At 66.3% G+C, this 14,441-nt stretch carries 13 protein-coding genes; 10 read left to right on the top strand and 3 right to left on the bottom strand.

Translation table 11 applies throughout. The annotated features are described in order from the left end of the window. Positions 1–198 precede the first annotated feature (198 nt). A complete protein-coding gene (locus OCT48_RS12260; protein ID WP_263589430.1) occupies positions 199–597 on the bottom strand; it encodes an STAS/SEC14 domain-containing protein in 399 nt (132 codons plus the stop codon). 160 nt (positions 598–757) lie between these two features. Here OCT48_RS12260 and OCT48_RS12255 point away from each other — a divergent pair, with 160 nt between their 5' ends. After that, a complete protein-coding gene (locus OCT48_RS12255; RefSeq protein WP_263589429.1) occupies positions 758–1,168 on the top strand; it encodes a VOC family protein in 411 nt (136 codons plus the stop codon). Positions 1,169–1,186: 18 nt separating this feature from the next. Here OCT48_RS12255 and OCT48_RS12250 read toward each other — a convergent pair whose 3' ends face one another. Further along, positions 1,187–4,300: an efflux RND transporter permease subunit gene (locus tag OCT48_RS12250; RefSeq protein ID WP_263589428.1), complete on the bottom strand. Its 3,114-nt coding sequence runs from the start codon at positions 4,298–4,300 to the stop codon at positions 1,187–1,189. After that, a complete protein-coding gene (locus OCT48_RS12245; RefSeq protein ID WP_263589427.1) occupies positions 4,300–5,400 on the bottom strand; it encodes an efflux RND transporter periplasmic adaptor subunit in 1,101 nt (366 codons plus the stop codon). Before OCT48_RS12245 ends, OCT48_RS12250 begins: the two co-directional genes overlap by 1 nt. Positions 5,401–5,700: 300 nt before the next feature. Between OCT48_RS12245 and OCT48_RS12240 the strand changes: the two genes are divergently transcribed. From OCT48_RS12240 to OCT48_RS12200, 9 genes are all read left to right on the top strand, one after another. Beyond that, positions 5,701–5,895, top strand: coding sequence for a Flp family type IVb pilin (locus tag OCT48_RS12240; protein WP_263589426.1), 195 nt, complete (start codon positions 5,701–5,703; stop codon positions 5,893–5,895). 75 nt (positions 5,896–5,970) lie between these two features. Next, on the top strand, positions 5,971–6,513 hold the full coding sequence (locus tag OCT48_RS12235) for a prepilin peptidase (protein ID WP_263589425.1): 543 nt from the start codon (positions 5,971–5,973) through the stop codon (positions 6,511–6,513). Between the two features lie 175 nt (positions 6,514–6,688). Continuing rightward, positions 6,689–7,939, top strand: a complete 1,251-nt coding sequence (locus tag OCT48_RS12230; protein WP_263589424.1) for an AAA family ATPase — start codon at positions 6,689–6,691, stop codon at positions 7,937–7,939. After that, a complete protein-coding gene (gene cpaB, locus OCT48_RS12225; RefSeq protein WP_263589423.1) occupies positions 7,936–8,760 on the top strand; it encodes a Flp pilus assembly protein CpaB in 825 nt (274 codons plus the stop codon). The genes OCT48_RS12230 and cpaB overlap by 4 nt, the downstream gene beginning before the upstream one ends. Before the next feature lie 80 nt (positions 8,761–8,840). Continuing rightward, positions 8,841–10,412 carry a type II and III secretion system protein family protein gene (locus OCT48_RS12220; protein WP_263589422.1) on the top strand — a complete coding sequence of 524 codons (1,572 nt, stop codon included), beginning with the start codon at positions 8,841–8,843 and terminating at the stop codon, positions 10,410–10,412. Between the two features lie 23 nt (positions 10,413–10,435). Beyond that, complete coding sequence (locus tag OCT48_RS12215; protein WP_263589421.1) at positions 10,436–10,732, top strand: hypothetical protein; 297 nt, start codon at positions 10,436–10,438, stop codon at positions 10,730–10,732. A 98-nt stretch (positions 10,733–10,830) separates the two neighbouring features. Further along, positions 10,831–12,036, top strand: coding sequence for an AAA family ATPase (locus OCT48_RS12210; protein ID WP_263589420.1), 1,206 nt, complete (start codon positions 10,831–10,833; stop codon positions 12,034–12,036). Positions 12,037–12,085: 49 nt separating this feature from the next. Continuing rightward, positions 12,086–13,447, top strand: coding sequence for a CpaF family protein (locus OCT48_RS12205; RefSeq protein WP_263589419.1), 1,362 nt, complete (start codon positions 12,086–12,088; stop codon positions 13,445–13,447). Next, complete coding sequence (locus tag OCT48_RS12200; protein WP_263589418.1) at positions 13,438–14,436, top strand: type II secretion system F family protein; 999 nt, start codon at positions 13,438–13,440, stop codon at positions 14,434–14,436. Before OCT48_RS12205 ends, OCT48_RS12200 begins: the two co-directional genes overlap by 10 nt. Positions 14,437–14,441 lie beyond the last annotated feature (5 nt).

The following is a 14,441-nucleotide window of genomic DNA, read 5'->3' as shown; positions in this document are numbered from 1 at the left end:
GCATCATCCATCGAGCCCCCGGCCAGGGATCCGGCCGGGGGCTCGGTGTCGTCGTGACGCCATTCACCGCGATGCCGATTGCCGGCTTCTCCTTCGATCCGGTTGCTGGAAGCGGCATAGAGTCCAGCGGTGCCGCGCTCCTCGCCGGGTCCTGGCCTCGGGGGCCCCAGTGGATCGCCGGCCATGGCGTTGGAAGGCTCAGACCATGGCGGCCGTCGGCACCTCGGGCAGTTGCCGGACCCACTCCAGGGCAGTCGACTTCTCGCGAGTCGGGAAGGTCCGGATCTGCATGGTCCTGAACAGACGGTTCTCGAGTCGCGTCAGGTGACGCACCCAGTGCTTGTCGCTGAGCACCGCGGCCCGGTAGTAGCGATCCAGGTCGCCGACCTGGGTGAGGGCGTAGCCCAGGTCGCGAAGGAAGGCGGTGAACGTCATCCAGCGCATCTCATCGATTTCGGTGTAGAGACTGACGCGGGGATGGCTCTTCTTGATGGTCTCGATGGCCTCGATCGCCGGCTGCAGGTCGGCGGCGGTGACGCGACCGCTGACCCGCATCGCCACCACATGGTCGGCCCCCGGGGGCAGCAGTTCGAGCATCGCGGTTACCTCCTCGGTCGGGGGGAAGGGTGTCGTCGCCGCATAGTGAATGGACCGGCCGATGAGGGGCCGGTTCCCGCCCGCCAGGCGGTCACTGTCAGGAGACGGCGAGGATCGCCGACGCGGCACTACACTGGAGGAAACGACCGGAGACCGTGCCATGCAACCACGTATCAGCATGATCACCCTGGGCGTCGCCGACCTGGCGCGGGCCGTGCGCTTCTATGAGCAGGGGCTCGGCTGGCCGCGCCTCGAGTCGCCTCCCGAGGTGGCGTTCTTTCCCCTGAACGGGACCTGGCTGGGCCTCTATGGCCGTGAAGCGCTGGCCGAGGATGCCGGCGTGCCCGCCGAGGGCAGCGGCTTCGCCGGTGTCGCCCTGGCGCACAATGTTGCCAGCGAGGCCGAAGTGGACGAGGTGCTGGCGCTGGCCGTGCGGGCCGGCGGACGGCCGGTCAAGCCCGGACAGAGGGTGTTCTGGGGCGGGTATTCCGGCTATTTCGCCGACCCCGATGGCTACCTCTGGGAGGTCGCCCACAATCCCTTCCTGTGGATCGGGCCCGGCGTCGAGTGAGCGGGTCCCCGAGTGGCATCAGTGCGGCGCCGGATGATCCCCCATCTCGCGGTCCAGGCGGCGGGCCACCTCGCCGGGCGAGCCGGTGTGCCGGGCCAGCAGGTCGTAGGCCACCGGCACCACGAACAGCGTGAACAGCGTGGCGCTGGCCAGGCCGCAGAGGATCACCGTGCCGATCACCAGGCGGGTCTCGGCGCCGGCCCCGCTGGAAAGGATCAGCGGGACCGCTCCGGCCATGGTGGTGACGGCGGTCATCACCACCGGGCGCAGGCGGGTCACCGCGGCCTGCACCAGCGCCTCGTGGAAGGCCCAGCCCTGGTCGCGCAGCTGGTTGGCGAATTCCACGATCAGGATGCCGTTCTTGGCGGCCAGGCCCACCAGCATCACCAGGCCCACCTGGCTGTAGATGTTCAGCGATTGCCCGGTGAGGGTGAGCCCCAGCAGGGCGCCGACCATGGCCAGGGGCACGGTGGACATGATCACCAGGGGGTGGATGAAGCTCTCGAACTGGCCGGCCAGCACCAGGAACACCACCAGCACGCCCAGGCCCAGTAACAGGGTCGTCGCGCCGCTGGCTTCCAGGTAGTCCCGGGCCGCCCCCTTGACGTCCGTCTGGACCTCGTCGGGGAGGAGCTCGTCGACGCTGGCCTCCAGGTAGGCGAGGGCGTCGCCCAGGGCGTAGCCATCGGCCAGGTCGGCCTGGAGGGTGACGGCCCGCAGGCGGTTGTAGCGGTTCAGGGTACTGGGGCCCGCGAAGTCGGTCAGCGTGACCATGCTGGACAGCGGTACCAGCTCGCCGGAGCGCTCCGAGCGCACCATGATGCTATCCAGGGAGCGGGGACTGGGACGCGAGCCGCGCTCCCCCTCGAGGATGACGTCGTATTCCTGGCCGTCGTCCACGTAGCGGGTCACGGTGCGTCCCCCGAGCAGGGTCTCCAGGGTCTGGCCGATCTCGCTGACGGTGACGCCGAGGTCCGCCGCCCGGGTGTAGTCGATCTCCACCCGCAGCTGCGGCTGGTTCTCCTCGTAGTCGCTCTCCAGCCCGGTCAGGCGAGGATTGTCCTCGCGCACATGGGCGATCAGGGTGTCGCGCCACTCGGCGAGCTGATCAAAGGTGCCGCCGCCCAGCACGAACTGCATCGACTGCTCGATGTCCCGGCCGAAGCCCTGGCGCATCACCGGGAAGGTCCGCACCCCCGGCAGGTCGGCCAGTCGGGCGCTGACCTCGGCCATGATTGGCCAGGCCGGTCGCCGCTCCGCCCAGTCGGCGAGCCCCACGATGACGAAGCCGCCATTGAAGTTCTCGATGTTGCCCCAGCCCCGCGGGGCGCGGAGCAGCACCCGCTCGATCTCGCCGCGCTGGCGCATCGGCAGCAGCCGGGCCTCGATCTCGTCCATGTAGTCGAGCATGTAGTCGTAGGTGGCCCCGGGCGGGCCGTTGACCAGCACGAAGAAGGTGCCCCGGTCTTCCTGGGGGGTGTATTCCCGGGGCAACTGGGCGTTGAGCCAGAGCATGGCACCGAGCATCCCCGCGAACAGGGCCATCACCCCCCAGCGCCGGCGCAATACCCGCTCGAGCAGGGCCCGGTAGCCGGCGCGGGTGGCCGTCAGGGCGCGATGGACGCCGTGGGCCAGGCGGCCCTCGTGCATGTCCTTCTTGAGGATCTTGGAGGCCATCATCGGCGTCAGGGTCAGGGCCAGCAGCGTCGAGATGATCACGGCGGCGGCCAGCGTCAGGGCGAACTCCGAGAACAGCCGACCGATGTCGCCGCGCAGGGCGCTCAGCGGCACGAAGACGGCCACCAGTACCAGGGTGGTGGCGATCACCGCGAAGGCGATCTGGCGACTGCCGCGATAGGCGGCGACCAGGGCCGTCTCGCCGTGTTCCTGCATGCGCCGGTGGATGTTCTCCAGCATCACGATGGCATCGTCGACGATCAGGCCGATGGCCAGCACCAGCGCCAGCAGGGTCAGCAGGTTGATGGTGAAGCCCATGGCCGCCAGGGCGGCGAAGGTGCCGATCAGGGCGATCGGCACGGTGACGGCGGGGATCAGGGTGGTACGCAGGTTGCCGAGGAAGACGAAGATGGCCACCACCACCAGGCCCATGGCGATGAACAGGGTCTGCACGACCTGGCCGATGGCACCCGAGACGAAGGACGAGGCGTCGTAGTTGACCTGCAGCGCCATCCCCTCGGGCAGGGTGGGGGCGAGGCGGTCCCGCTCCGCCCGGACCGCCTCGGAGAGGGCCAGGACATTGGCGGTGGACTGCTTGATGATGCCCAGGCCGACCATGGGCACGCCATTGCCGCGGAACAGGGTACGTTCCTCCACCGCGCCGATCTCCACCCGGGCCACGTCGCCGAGCCGGACCAGATAGCCGCTCGCGCCCTGGTCGAGCACCAGGGCCCGGAAGTCCGCCGGGGTGGCGAAGCTGCGCGGCAGTCGCACCATGAACTGGCGGTCCTGGGACGCCACGGCGCCGCCGGGCAGCTCCACGTTCTCCTCGCGCAGGGCGTCCTCCACGTCGCCCACGGTCAGTCCCCGGGCCGCCAGGGCGTCGCCATCCAGCCAGATGCGCATGGCATACTCGCGGCCGCCGATGACCAGCACCCGCGAGACGCCGTCCTGCACGGAGAAGCGGTCGCTGAGGTAGCGCTCGGCGTAGTCGGTGAGCTCGCCGATGTCGTAGTCCGCGCCGGACAGGGCCAGCCACATGACCACGTCGGAGCCGGCATCGGCCTTCTGCACCTCGGGGGACTCGGCCTCATCCGGCAGGTTGCCGCGGGCGCCGGCGATGCGGTCGCGGATGTCGTTGGCCGCGGCGTCGATGTCCTTGTCCAGGCCGAACTCCACGTTGATGCTGGAGCGGCCATCCTCGCTGGAGGAGCTGATTACCTCGATCCCCGAGACGCCGGCGATGCGGTCCTCCAGCACTTGGGTGATGCGGGTTTCCACCACGCTGGCCGAGGCGCCGGGGTAGCGGGTGTCGATGCCGACCACCGGCGGGTCGATGGTGGGATATTCCTGCAGGGGCAGGCGGGTCAGGGCCAGCAGTCCGAAGGCCACGATCAGCGCGGCCAGGACCGTGGCCAGCACCGGCCGCTGGACGGAGATGTCGGACAGGCGCATCAGGCGCCCCCCGCGTCGCGGTCGGCCTCGAGCAGCTCGCGCACCGTGGTGGTGTCGTCGACGATGCCGAGCAGGCGCACCCGGGCCCCGTCGCGGGTCCGCTCGGCGCCGTGGCTGACCACCAGGTCTCCCGGCGAGAGGCCGGCGAGGATCTCCGCCTCCCCGGGGCGTCGTTCGCCCACTCGAACCCGGCGCCGCTCGACTCGCTCGTCGTCGTCCTCGTGGATCAGCAACACATAGTGGCGCTCCCCCTCCGGGATCAACGCCGACTCCGGCACCATCAGGGCATCCCGCGGGTGGCGGGCCAGGGTCACCTCCATCAGCATGCCGGGCCGCAGCCGTTCCTCCGGGTTCGCCAGCAGGGCGCGCACCGGCACGCTGCGGCTGACGGGATCGACCCGTGAGCCGATGGTGGCGATCTCGCCCTCGAAGGATGCCGCCGGGAAGGCCGCGCTGCGTGCGGTGAGGGTCATCCCCGAGGCCAGCGAGCCGAGCTCGACCTCGGGGACGCGAAAGTCCAGCTTCATGCGATCGAGCTTGTCCAGGGTGGCGAGCGCCATGCCCGGCGTGACCAGGGTGCCGACGCTGACGCGGCGGAAGCCCATCACGCCGTCGAAGGGGGCGCGGATGCGGTAGTTGGCAAGCCGTGCCTCCAGTGCCTCGATCTCGGCCTCCACCTGGCGCAGCCGGGCGCGGCTGTCCTCCACCTCGGCGCGCGGGGCCAGGTTGCGCTGCTCGAGCTGGGCCAGTCGGTTCACCGAGGCCAGGCGCTCATCGCGCAGGGCCTGGGCGGCGCGCAGCTCGGCGCGCTGCTCGGCGTCGGCGAGGTGGATCAGCATCTGGCCTGCCGTCACATGCTCGCCGCCCTCGAAGGCGATGTCGGCGATGATCTCGGTGACGGTGGCCGAGAGGGTCACGCTCTCGTCGGCCTCGAGGGTGCCGAGGGCCTCCAGGGGATCGGCCCAGTCGCTGAGCGTGGCTCGGGCGCCGATCACCGCGGTGCGCTCCTGGGCGGCCAGCGGCAGGGACAGGGTGAGGACGGAGAGCAGCATCAGGCCCAGCCGCCATCTGGCGGGGAGCCGGGTCGATCTCGGGGTCATGTAGGCTCGCAAGGTTCTGCGTGTCGATGAGAGACCGGGCATCCGGCCCGGCCAATTCAATACCGGCGAGCCCTTGGGCCCAGGCTCGCCGGCTTGGTTGCCGGCCAGTCTACCACCCCTACGACCCAGGCCCAGCCGGGAAAGTCGTCCTCGGCTGCAAGATAATCCTATACCCCCTGCAAGATCCTCCAAGCGTAACTGGACTGTAACCGCGATGCTCAAGTCCGTGGGCCGGCGGTAAGCGATGCCGGGTCTACAACAGCACGACGAGTCTGATCAGACACAACAGGAGATTTGATCATGAGCAAGCTGATGCAGGGTATCGAGCGCTTCTGGAAGGAAGAGGAAGGTACCGAGGTGGTGGAATGGGCCTTGGTGGGTGGGCTTATTGTGGCAGTGGGGGCGGGTATTTTTGTATTGATTGGAGAGAAGGTGGCAATCTATCTCGGTAATCTCAATACATCTCTGGGTTCGCCTACTGCTACAACTCCATAATCGTTATTATGATGAAATAATTACTGACAAGGATGTCGGTATTGTCCAATGAATAAATGCGAAGAGATATGCATCGTGGAACAGGTATTCTTGTTTATCAATCTACCATTGATGTTGCTTGTCTGGAGCGCAGCGGTTTCGGATCTACACGCTCAGCGTATCCCCAACTCTCTTGTTCTGGCCGGGGCTGCCATGGGACTAATGTTGCAGGGAGTGCTGGCAGGCCCGGGCGGTGCCCTGACCGCCATCTATGGGCTGTTGGTGGGGCTGGCGATTCTGATGCCCGGCTACCTGATGGGCTTTACCGGTGCCGGTGATGCAAAGCTAATGGCGGCGGCGGGGGCGTTTTTGGGACCGATGGGCGTATTACAGGTGGGGTTGGTCAGCATTGTTGTCGGCGGAATCATCGGACTTGTTTTTGCCATTTCGGCATTGTTCAAAAAGAGTTCAATATCCCCCTGGAGTCGCTACGGTTTGATGGTAAAGACGCTGGTGGTAACAGGGAGGCCGCTCTATATCGTGCCAAAAGAAGGCGAGGTGATGGGCAAGAAATTTCCATTTGCGGTGTCGATCGCCCTCGGGACGACCGCCTGGATGTTCTGGCGGATGCTTGGTTAGTTGGGAAGAAACAAGCGTCCATTACCAGGTCATTCGATAATGAAATAACAGGTTGTAACAATATGTGAGGTCGCTCATGTCCCAGGAAGCAGCAACATTACATGATGTCACAGCGGGTCATGCGGCGGCTCGGCAGGCACCGCGCCCGGCCACGGTGGAGGAGACCGGGCTTCCGTTGCTCTATTTGGCCGACCTGCTCTCCAAGCAGCTCATTGAGCGGGGAGCGGAGGATATTCATGAACTTAGTCGAGGCACGGCCCTGAGCGGTAGCGTGGTGGAGGAGATCTGCCACTTCCTGCGTCAGGACGCCCGAGCCGAGGTGCGCGGACAGGGGCGTTCCGGCTCCCTCGTGATCGGCCTGACCGACCGGGGGCGTGCCGCGGCCCTGGAGGCCCTGAGTCGGGATGGATACTCGGGCATGGCGCCCGTGCCCTTGGTGGATTACTGCCGCCATGTGAAGGCCCAGGCGCTGAGCAAGGTGGGGCTGGATCGCGACAACGTGATGGCGGCCTTTGCCGATACGGTGATCGATCCGGCATTGCTCGACCAGCTCGGCCCGGGGCTCCATTCGGGGCGGGCGATGTTCATCCACGGCGAGGCGGGCACCGGCAAGAGCTATATCGCGCGGCGCCTGATGCGACTCCTGCCGGGGGAGGTGCTGGTGCCTCATGCCATCCTGGTCGGTGGCAAGGCCGTTCGTTGCTTCGATGCGGCGGTCCACCATCCGGTGGCGGATGAACGGGGCGAGGTGTCCTCCCTCTACCTCGGGCAAGGGCACGATCCCCGCTATGTACGCTGCCTGCGTCCCTGCGTGGTCACCGGCGGTGAGTTGACCATGGGGCGACTCGAGGTGCAGTACGATGCGGCGACCCGCATCCACCAGGCGCCGGTCCAGATGCTCGCCAACAACGGCATGCTGGTGATCGATGACCTGGGCCGCCAGCGGATGACCACGACCGAGCTCTTCAATCGCTGGATCGTGCCGCTGGAAGAGCGGCGCGACTTCCTGTCGCTGAGCAACGGCCACCATTTCAGCGTGCCCTTCGACGTGGCCCTGGTGTTCTCCACCAACCTGGATCCGCTGGCCCTTGCCGATGCCGCCTTCCTGCGCCGGATCGGCTACAAGATTCGCTTCTCGTCCCTGGAGCGCCCGGCCTACCAGGCGATCTGGCAGCAGCAGTGCCGGGCTCTCGAGCTGGCCTATGCGCCCGAACTGGTCGACTACGTGATCGATGAGCTACATGCCCGCCATGACGTGCCGCTGCTGGCCTGTCATCCCCGCGATCTGCTCGGGCTGGCCAGGGATCGTCTCGAGTACTGGGGCGGCGAGGCGTTGGACCGCGACACCCTGGCCTGGGCGTGGCGCACCTATTTCGGAGACTTCAGCGACGATGAAGCCTCCAGCAACGGGAGGAAAGTCTCATGAAACGTAAGGGTATCGTTGCCATGTTCCTGGCGTCGCTGGTCATGGCCGCCGGTGCGGCCCTGGTCGCCATGAACTGGATGCAACAACAAGGCAGTGATGACGTGGCCAAAGTGAGCCGGGTGGTGGTGGCAAGCGTAGAGATTCCCTTCGGCTCTCGGGTGCAGTCATCGGATCTCAAGCTCATGCCCATGCCCCCCGAGTCGGTGCCCGAGGGCAGCTTCTCGGATATCGAGAGTGTGGTGGGGCGCGTCAACACCCAGGTGATCTACGCCGGCGAAATCCTGCACTCGGGCAGAGTCGTCGAGCACATGGAGGGCAGCGCCCTGGCTGCCGTGCTGGAGCAGGGCAAGCGGGCGATGAGCGTGCGGGTCGACGACGTGGTCGGCGTGGCCGGTTTCCTGCTGCCGGGCAATCGGGTGGATGTGGTGGCGACACAACGTAACAACGGTAGCCGCTCCAACGTGGAATCGAAGACCGTGCTGCAAAACCTCAAGGTGCTGGCGGTGGACCAGATCGCCTCCCAGGACCGCGACGACCCGGTCATCGTGCGGGCGGTGACCCTGGAGGTCACGCCGGACGAGGCCGAGACCCTGGTCGAGGCGACCCAGGAAGGCAAGGTGCAGCTGACCCTGCGCAATCCCATGGACAAGGACGACGACGTCTCGGACATGATGGCGGCGCAGCGCTCGGTGCTCAACCTTCCCGAGCCGGTGGAGAAGCCGGAACCGGCGCCGCGTCCGGTGGCGCGCCGGGCACCCATCCAGCACCAGGTCAGTGTCCTGCGCGGCACCCAGATGAGTACGGTAAGCGTCAAGAACTAGAGATTGCCCATAACTAATACAAAAGGGCTACTTTCAAGTTGGGACATCCTTATTAGCAAGGGGCGCAGGGGAGAAGTGTCATGACAAGGCGAAACATTGGACTCAAGTGGTTGATGGTGGCAGGGCTGAGCCTGTTGATGGCGGGTAACGCCACGAGTCTGCTTGCCCAGGAGGCGTTGACTCGGGAGGGGACCCGCCGTCTGGCGATGCCGCTGGAGGGGCGTGCGGAATCCGTGGCCGTCGAACTCAACAAGGGGCAGGTGCTGGCCTTCCCGAGGCCGGTACGGGTGGTCTCGGTGGGCAATCCCGAGGTGGCCGACATCGTGGTGATGGGCTCTCGTCAGCTCTATGTGCTGGGCAAGTCGACGGGCACGACCAATGTCGTCCTGTGGGACCGGCAGGAGGGGGTCGAGGGGGCGCTGAACGTGACCGTGACCCACGACCTCGGCACCCTCAAGAGCAACTTCCATGCCCTGTTGCCCGGCGAGAACATCCAGGTGCGCTCGGCCCAGGACACCATCGTGCTGAGTGGCGAGGTCTCGAGCGCCGAGCGACTGGAGACGGCGATGCGCCTGGCATCGCGCTATGCCGGCAGCGAGGAGGGCGTGCTTAACCTGATGCAGGTGGGGGGCGCCAACCAGGTGATGCTGGATGTGCGGGTGGCCGAGGTCTCGCGTTCCCTGGTCAAGCGTCTCGAAGCCAACTTCAACGTCTTCAATGTGGGATCTTCCGCGCTGCGGGTCGGCGCCGTCAGCGGCGGGGCCAGCTTTCCGGATGCCGTCTTCGAGGGAGCGGAAGGCCTCGGCGGGCGTCTGCCGGTGTTCGGCGGTGGTACGCCTGTCGGGCCGGTAGTCTCGGAGTTCTCGCCGGCGACCGCCAGCATCGATGATACCGGGATCTTCGCCAGCTATCAGCGCAGCGATTACCTGCTCAACCTGGTGCTGGACGCGGCCAGCCGTGAGGGCGTCGCCAAGATCCTCGCCGAGCCCAACCTGACCACCCTGACCGGCCAGCAGGCACAGTTCCTGGCCGGCGGGGAATTCCCGATTCCCGTGCCCCAGGGGGATGGTCAGGTCACCATCGACTACAAGGAGTTCGGGGTGGGGTTGCGCTTCCTGCCCGTGGTGCTGGATTCCGGGGCCATCAACCTGCAGGTGGATGTCTCGGTCTCGGACCTGGTGCCGGCCAATAGCCTGAGGATCGGGGTGGGAGACGAGTCGACCTCGCAGTTCTTCGTCCCGGCCCTGGTCCAGCGCAGCGCCAGTTCGACGCTCGAACTCGCCTCGGGCCAGACCATCGCCATCGCCGGCATGCTCAACGAGAGCCTGCGGGAGAACGTCTCCAAGCTGCCGGGGCTGGGGGAGTTGCCGGTACTGGGGGCGCTGTTCCGTAGCCAGGAGTTCATCAAGGAGCAGACCGAGCTGGTGATCTTCGTCACCCCAAGGCTGGCACGCTCCTTCGACCCTGAGCAGGCGAGACTGCCCACCGGCTCCTTCGTGCCACCCACCGATGTGGACTTCTATCTGCTGGGTAGCTTCAAGCCCGTCCTCGAGGAGGGGGAGCGCCGCAGGCCGCCGTCCGACCTCGAGCTCGAAATGATGTCCGGCCGCCCCGAGGGCGGTACCGAAGGCCGATTCGGTCATGACCTGTGAACCGCCTGCTGGGAGAAAGCGCCATGTCTCGTATCGCAATCGCATCATCGGCCCGTCGTCCGCTCATCGGCTGGCTGCTCACCACAGGCTGTGCCCTGGCGCTTGCCGGCTGCATGGCCCCACGGCCCGGCGCCGACCTGCCGGCCTTCGGCGACAGTGTCCGCCACACCAAGGCGATCCAGACCTATCAGCCCGGGGATCCCGTGCCCACCCTGGGCGGTGCCAAGGCCGCCGAGGCCATGCGGGGCTATCGAACCCCGGCGGGGGGGGCACAACAGTATTCGCCAATGAACACGACGACCTCCGTGTCGCTGCCCTGAAGGACGGGGTTAGCCGCTCCGTCGGTCCAGATCACGAGATCAAGGTCTAGTCGGCGACTCGACGAGACGGTGATGACACGCAGAGGCAAGGGGGAACCATGTACACAAGGCTGGAAATACTGCTGGCGGGACGGGCCAGGGAGGAACTGGAGGCGCTGGAGGCCCTGCTGCGCAGCCATGGCGACATTCATGTCCGCTCACGGCTGATGGTCAACGGCAATGTCGATCCGCTGGAGTCTTGCCCGGGTGGTAGGGAAGCCACGCCGGACGCCTTGATTCTGCTGGTGGGAGAGCAGTGGGAAGCGGAGCTCCTGGCCCTCTGCGAGCGGCCGGCGACGGAGCGTCTCCCGTTGCTGGTGGTAGGGCCGCGAGACAACGTCGAGCTGATCCGGCTGGCCATGCGGGCCGGTGCCAGGGACTATTTCTCGCCACCGGTGGATGACGGCGAGATCACCAGTTTCCTCCGGCAATTGTCCCGGGATCGAAGCGAGCGTGGCCCCAGTGAATCGGCCCGCTTGACCGCGGTGATCAATGCCAAGGGGGGATCGGGAGCCAGCCTGGTGGCAGCCAACCTCGCCCATCGGCTGGCCGTGAACGGTGGCAAGACATTGCTGCTGGACATGGACGTGCAGTTCGGTTCGATGCCGATGTATTTCAATCTCAGTCCCGAGCACGGCCTGATAAAAGCGCTCGAGGTCGTCGAGTCTCTCGATGGCCTGGCGCTGGAGGCCTATATCCAGCGGCATGTCAGCGGCCTGGAACTGCTGGCCTCGTCCCCCGATGACCGCATTGGCCTCGGCGAGGTACCCGAGGCCAGGGTGGAGCAGCTCCTGCAGGTCCTGTGTCAGGGGCATGACGAGGTGGTGGTCGACCTGCCGCGCTGGATCGGCGGCACGACCGCCTCGGTACTGGAGCGTGCTGACCACGTCCTGCTGGTGATGCAGCAGAGCGTGGCCCATCTGCACGATGCCCAGCGCCTTCGCGACATCCTGGTGCATGAGCTCAGGGTGCCGGCGTCACGGCTCCATCTGGTGATCAACCGCTTCGACAAGCGCAGCGACGTGAGCCTGGACGCGATTACCGACGTCCTGCCCGGGGTGAGGCTATATACGCTGCCCAACGACTTCCGGCTGGCAAGCCAGGGCATCAACGTGGGAACCCCGTTGATCGATCTTGCCCCGAAGGCAGCGCTGACCCGTCGGCTCCACCGGCTGGCCGATGCCCTCGACGAGCCTTCCCCTGATGCCGGTGGCCCTGTGCGCAAGTGGTCATTGCGGCTGTGGCCGCGTCGCGGGGCGCACTGAGTCGTGGCTGAGGGCGGCGTTCATCGATCAAGCGTGAGGAGAAACACCGATGGAAATTCGTGACCGTATGACGGGCGACGGCGACGAACGACCCTCCTGGGGGCGACGTGGCATGGCCGGTGGCGGCCTCTCCCAGGCGGAACAGGAGTGCAAGCAGCGACTCTTCCGCCAGTTGGTCAAGGTGATGGACCTGACGCTGCTCAGCACCCTGGACGAGCGGGAGGCACGGCAGCAGGTACAGCAGGTGTGCGAGTCGCTGATCAGCCGGGAGACGCTGCCCTTCAACGCCTCGGTGCGCCAGCGCATCGTCGCCGAACTTCAGGATGAGGTGCTGGGGCTGGGGCCACTCGAGACGCTGCTGGCCGACAAGACGGTCTCCGACATCCTGGTCAACGGCACCACCCCGATCTATGTGGAGCGGCGTGGCAAGCTGGAACAGACGATCCTGCGCTTCGACAGCGACCAGCACCTGATGACCATCATCGACCGGATCGTCTCCGGGGTGGGGCGGCGAATCGACGAGTCCTCGCCCATGGTGGATGCCCGCCTGAAGGATGGCTCGCGCGTCAATGCCGTGATCCCGCCACTGGCCATCGATGGCCCCATGCTGTCCATCCGGCGTTTCGCCGTGGATCGTCTCAGTGCCGAGGACCTGGTCGAGTACGGCAGCCTGTCGGCGGTCACCGCCCAGCTGCTGGAGAAGGTCGTCAAGGCGCGGCTCAATGTGCTGGTGTCGGGAGGCACCGGGGCGGGCAAGACGACCCTGCTCAACGTGCTATCGGGCTTCATCCCCCATGACGAGCGAATCGTCACCATCGAGGACTCGGCAGAACTGCAGCTGCAGCAACCCCATGTCGGACGCCTGGAGACCCGCCCCCCCAATATCGAGGGCAAGGGTGAGGTGTCCCAGCGGGATCTGGTGCGCAACAGCCTGCGCATGCGACCCGATCGCATCATCGTCGGCGAGGTGCGCGGCGGGGAGGCCTTCGACATGCTGCAGGCCATGAACACCGGCCACGACGGTTCCCTGACCACCATCCATGCCAATACCCCGCGCGATGCCCTGACGCGGGTCGAGAACATGGTGGCCATGAGCGGCTACCAGATCCCGCCCCAGGCGCTGCGGGCCCAGATCGCCTCGGCCATCGACGTGGTGGTCCAGGTCGAGCGCCAGGAAGACGGCGTGCGTCGCCTGGTGAGCGTCCAGGAGGTCAACGGCCAGGAGGGTGAGATCATCACCATGTCCGAGATCTTTCGCTTCGAGCGCGAGGGGGTCAACGAGGAAGGGCGCGTCATCGGCCGCTATGTCGCGACCGGGGTCGTCCCCGGCTTCTACGATCACCTCAAGCGCCGCGGCCTGGATCCAGGGCTCGAGGTATTTCAGGGGGGAGGGCAGCGGCCATGGAACTGATGGGTCTGGATATTGCGCTTTCCGATCGAGTGATCGTCATCGCCATGGTGTTCATCGCCGTCTTCCTGTTGATGCAGAGTTTCCTGGTCCCCGCCTTCGGCGAGAATCGCCAGGTTCAGAAGCGCCTGAGGAAGCGCATGCGTACGATCTCGGCCGAGAGTCAGCGCCATGAGCAGGTTTCGCTGGTACGCAAGAAGTACCTGCGTGAGCTGTCGGCCGTGGAAAGAATGCTGGAGTCATTGCCCGGCATGGAGCGCGTCGAGCGGCTGCTCGAGCAGGCCGGGCGTGAGACGCCGGCCTACCGGGTGGTGCTCGCAAGCCTGGCGCTGGGCGGCCTGTTGGGAGCGCTGGCGGCCTACCTGCTGCCGCTGCCCTGGCTAGGCGTGCCGATCGGTATTCTCCTGGCCTCGCTGCCTTTCCTGAAACTGGTCAGGGAGCGAGCGCGGCGAGTGGCCCGCATCGAGGAGCAGCTCCCCGATGCGCTGATCATCATGTCGCGTGCGCTGCGGGCCGGGCATCCCTTCATCGATGCCATGCACCTGGTGTCGGAGGAGCTCGCCGAGCCCATCGCCGGAGAGTTTCGCACCACCTTCATGGAGATCAACTACGGCGGAGACGTGAGAAACGCCCTGCTTGGCCTGCTGCAGCGGGTCCAGAGTGTGACTGTCATGGTCTTCGTGACCTCGGTGCTGATCCAGAAGGAGACCGGCGGCAACCTGGCGGAACTCCTGGATGGATTGGCCACGGTGGTACGCGACCGTTTCCGCTTCCATCGCAAGGTCAAGACCCTTTCCGCGCCGGGCCGCATGGCGGCCTGGATCCTTTCCCTTCTGCCCTTCGCGCTGGCCGGCATCCTGTCGCTGGTAGCACCCAGCTTTATCCCCATGCTGACTCAGGATCCGGTAGGGCGGCAACTCGTGGTGGCCGCCTTCGTGATGATCGTCATCGGGATACTCTGGCTGCGCAAGATCATCCGGATCGACGTCTAGAGGAG

Origin of the sequence: Halomonas sp. M4R1S46 (assembly GCF_025725685.1) — a bacterium.
GTDB lineage: Bacteria > Pseudomonadota > Gammaproteobacteria > Pseudomonadales > Halomonadaceae > Halomonas.
The sequence above is the reverse complement of the archived record's forward strand: the minus strand, read 5'-3'. Positions and strand labels throughout refer to the sequence as shown.

Excerpts from the sequence above, each read along its gene's own strand:
- OCT48_RS12260 (WP_263589430.1), bottom strand. The coding sequence starts at position 597 with ATGCTCGAACTGCTGCCCCCGGGGGCCGACCATGTGGTGGCGATGCGG.
- OCT48_RS12255 (WP_263589429.1), top strand. The coding sequence starts at position 758 with ATGCAACCACGTATCAGCATGATCACCCTGGGCGTCGCCGACCTGGCG.
- OCT48_RS12250 (WP_263589428.1), bottom strand. The coding sequence starts at position 4,300 with ATGCGCCTGTCCGACATCTCCGTCCAGCGGCCGGTGCTGGCCACGGTC.
- OCT48_RS12245 (WP_263589427.1), bottom strand. The coding sequence starts at position 5,400 with ATGACCCCGAGATCGACCCGGCTCCCCGCCAGATGGCGGCTGGGCCTG.
- OCT48_RS12240 (WP_263589426.1), top strand. The coding sequence starts at position 5,701 with ATGAGCAAGCTGATGCAGGGTATCGAGCGCTTCTGGAAGGAAGAGGAA.
- cpaB (WP_263589423.1), top strand. The coding sequence starts at position 7,936 with ATGAAACGTAAGGGTATCGTTGCCATGTTCCTGGCGTCGCTGGTCATG.
- OCT48_RS12220 (WP_263589422.1), top strand. The coding sequence starts at position 8,841 with ATGACAAGGCGAAACATTGGACTCAAGTGGTTGATGGTGGCAGGGCTG.
- OCT48_RS12215 (WP_263589421.1), top strand. The coding sequence starts at position 10,436 with ATGTCTCGTATCGCAATCGCATCATCGGCCCGTCGTCCGCTCATCGGC.
- OCT48_RS12210 (WP_263589420.1), top strand. The coding sequence starts at position 10,831 with ATGTACACAAGGCTGGAAATACTGCTGGCGGGACGGGCCAGGGAGGAA.
- OCT48_RS12205 (WP_263589419.1), top strand. The coding sequence starts at position 12,086 with ATGGAAATTCGTGACCGTATGACGGGCGACGGCGACGAACGACCCTCC.
- OCT48_RS12200 (WP_263589418.1), top strand. The coding sequence starts at position 13,438 with ATGGAACTGATGGGTCTGGATATTGCGCTTTCCGATCGAGTGATCGTC.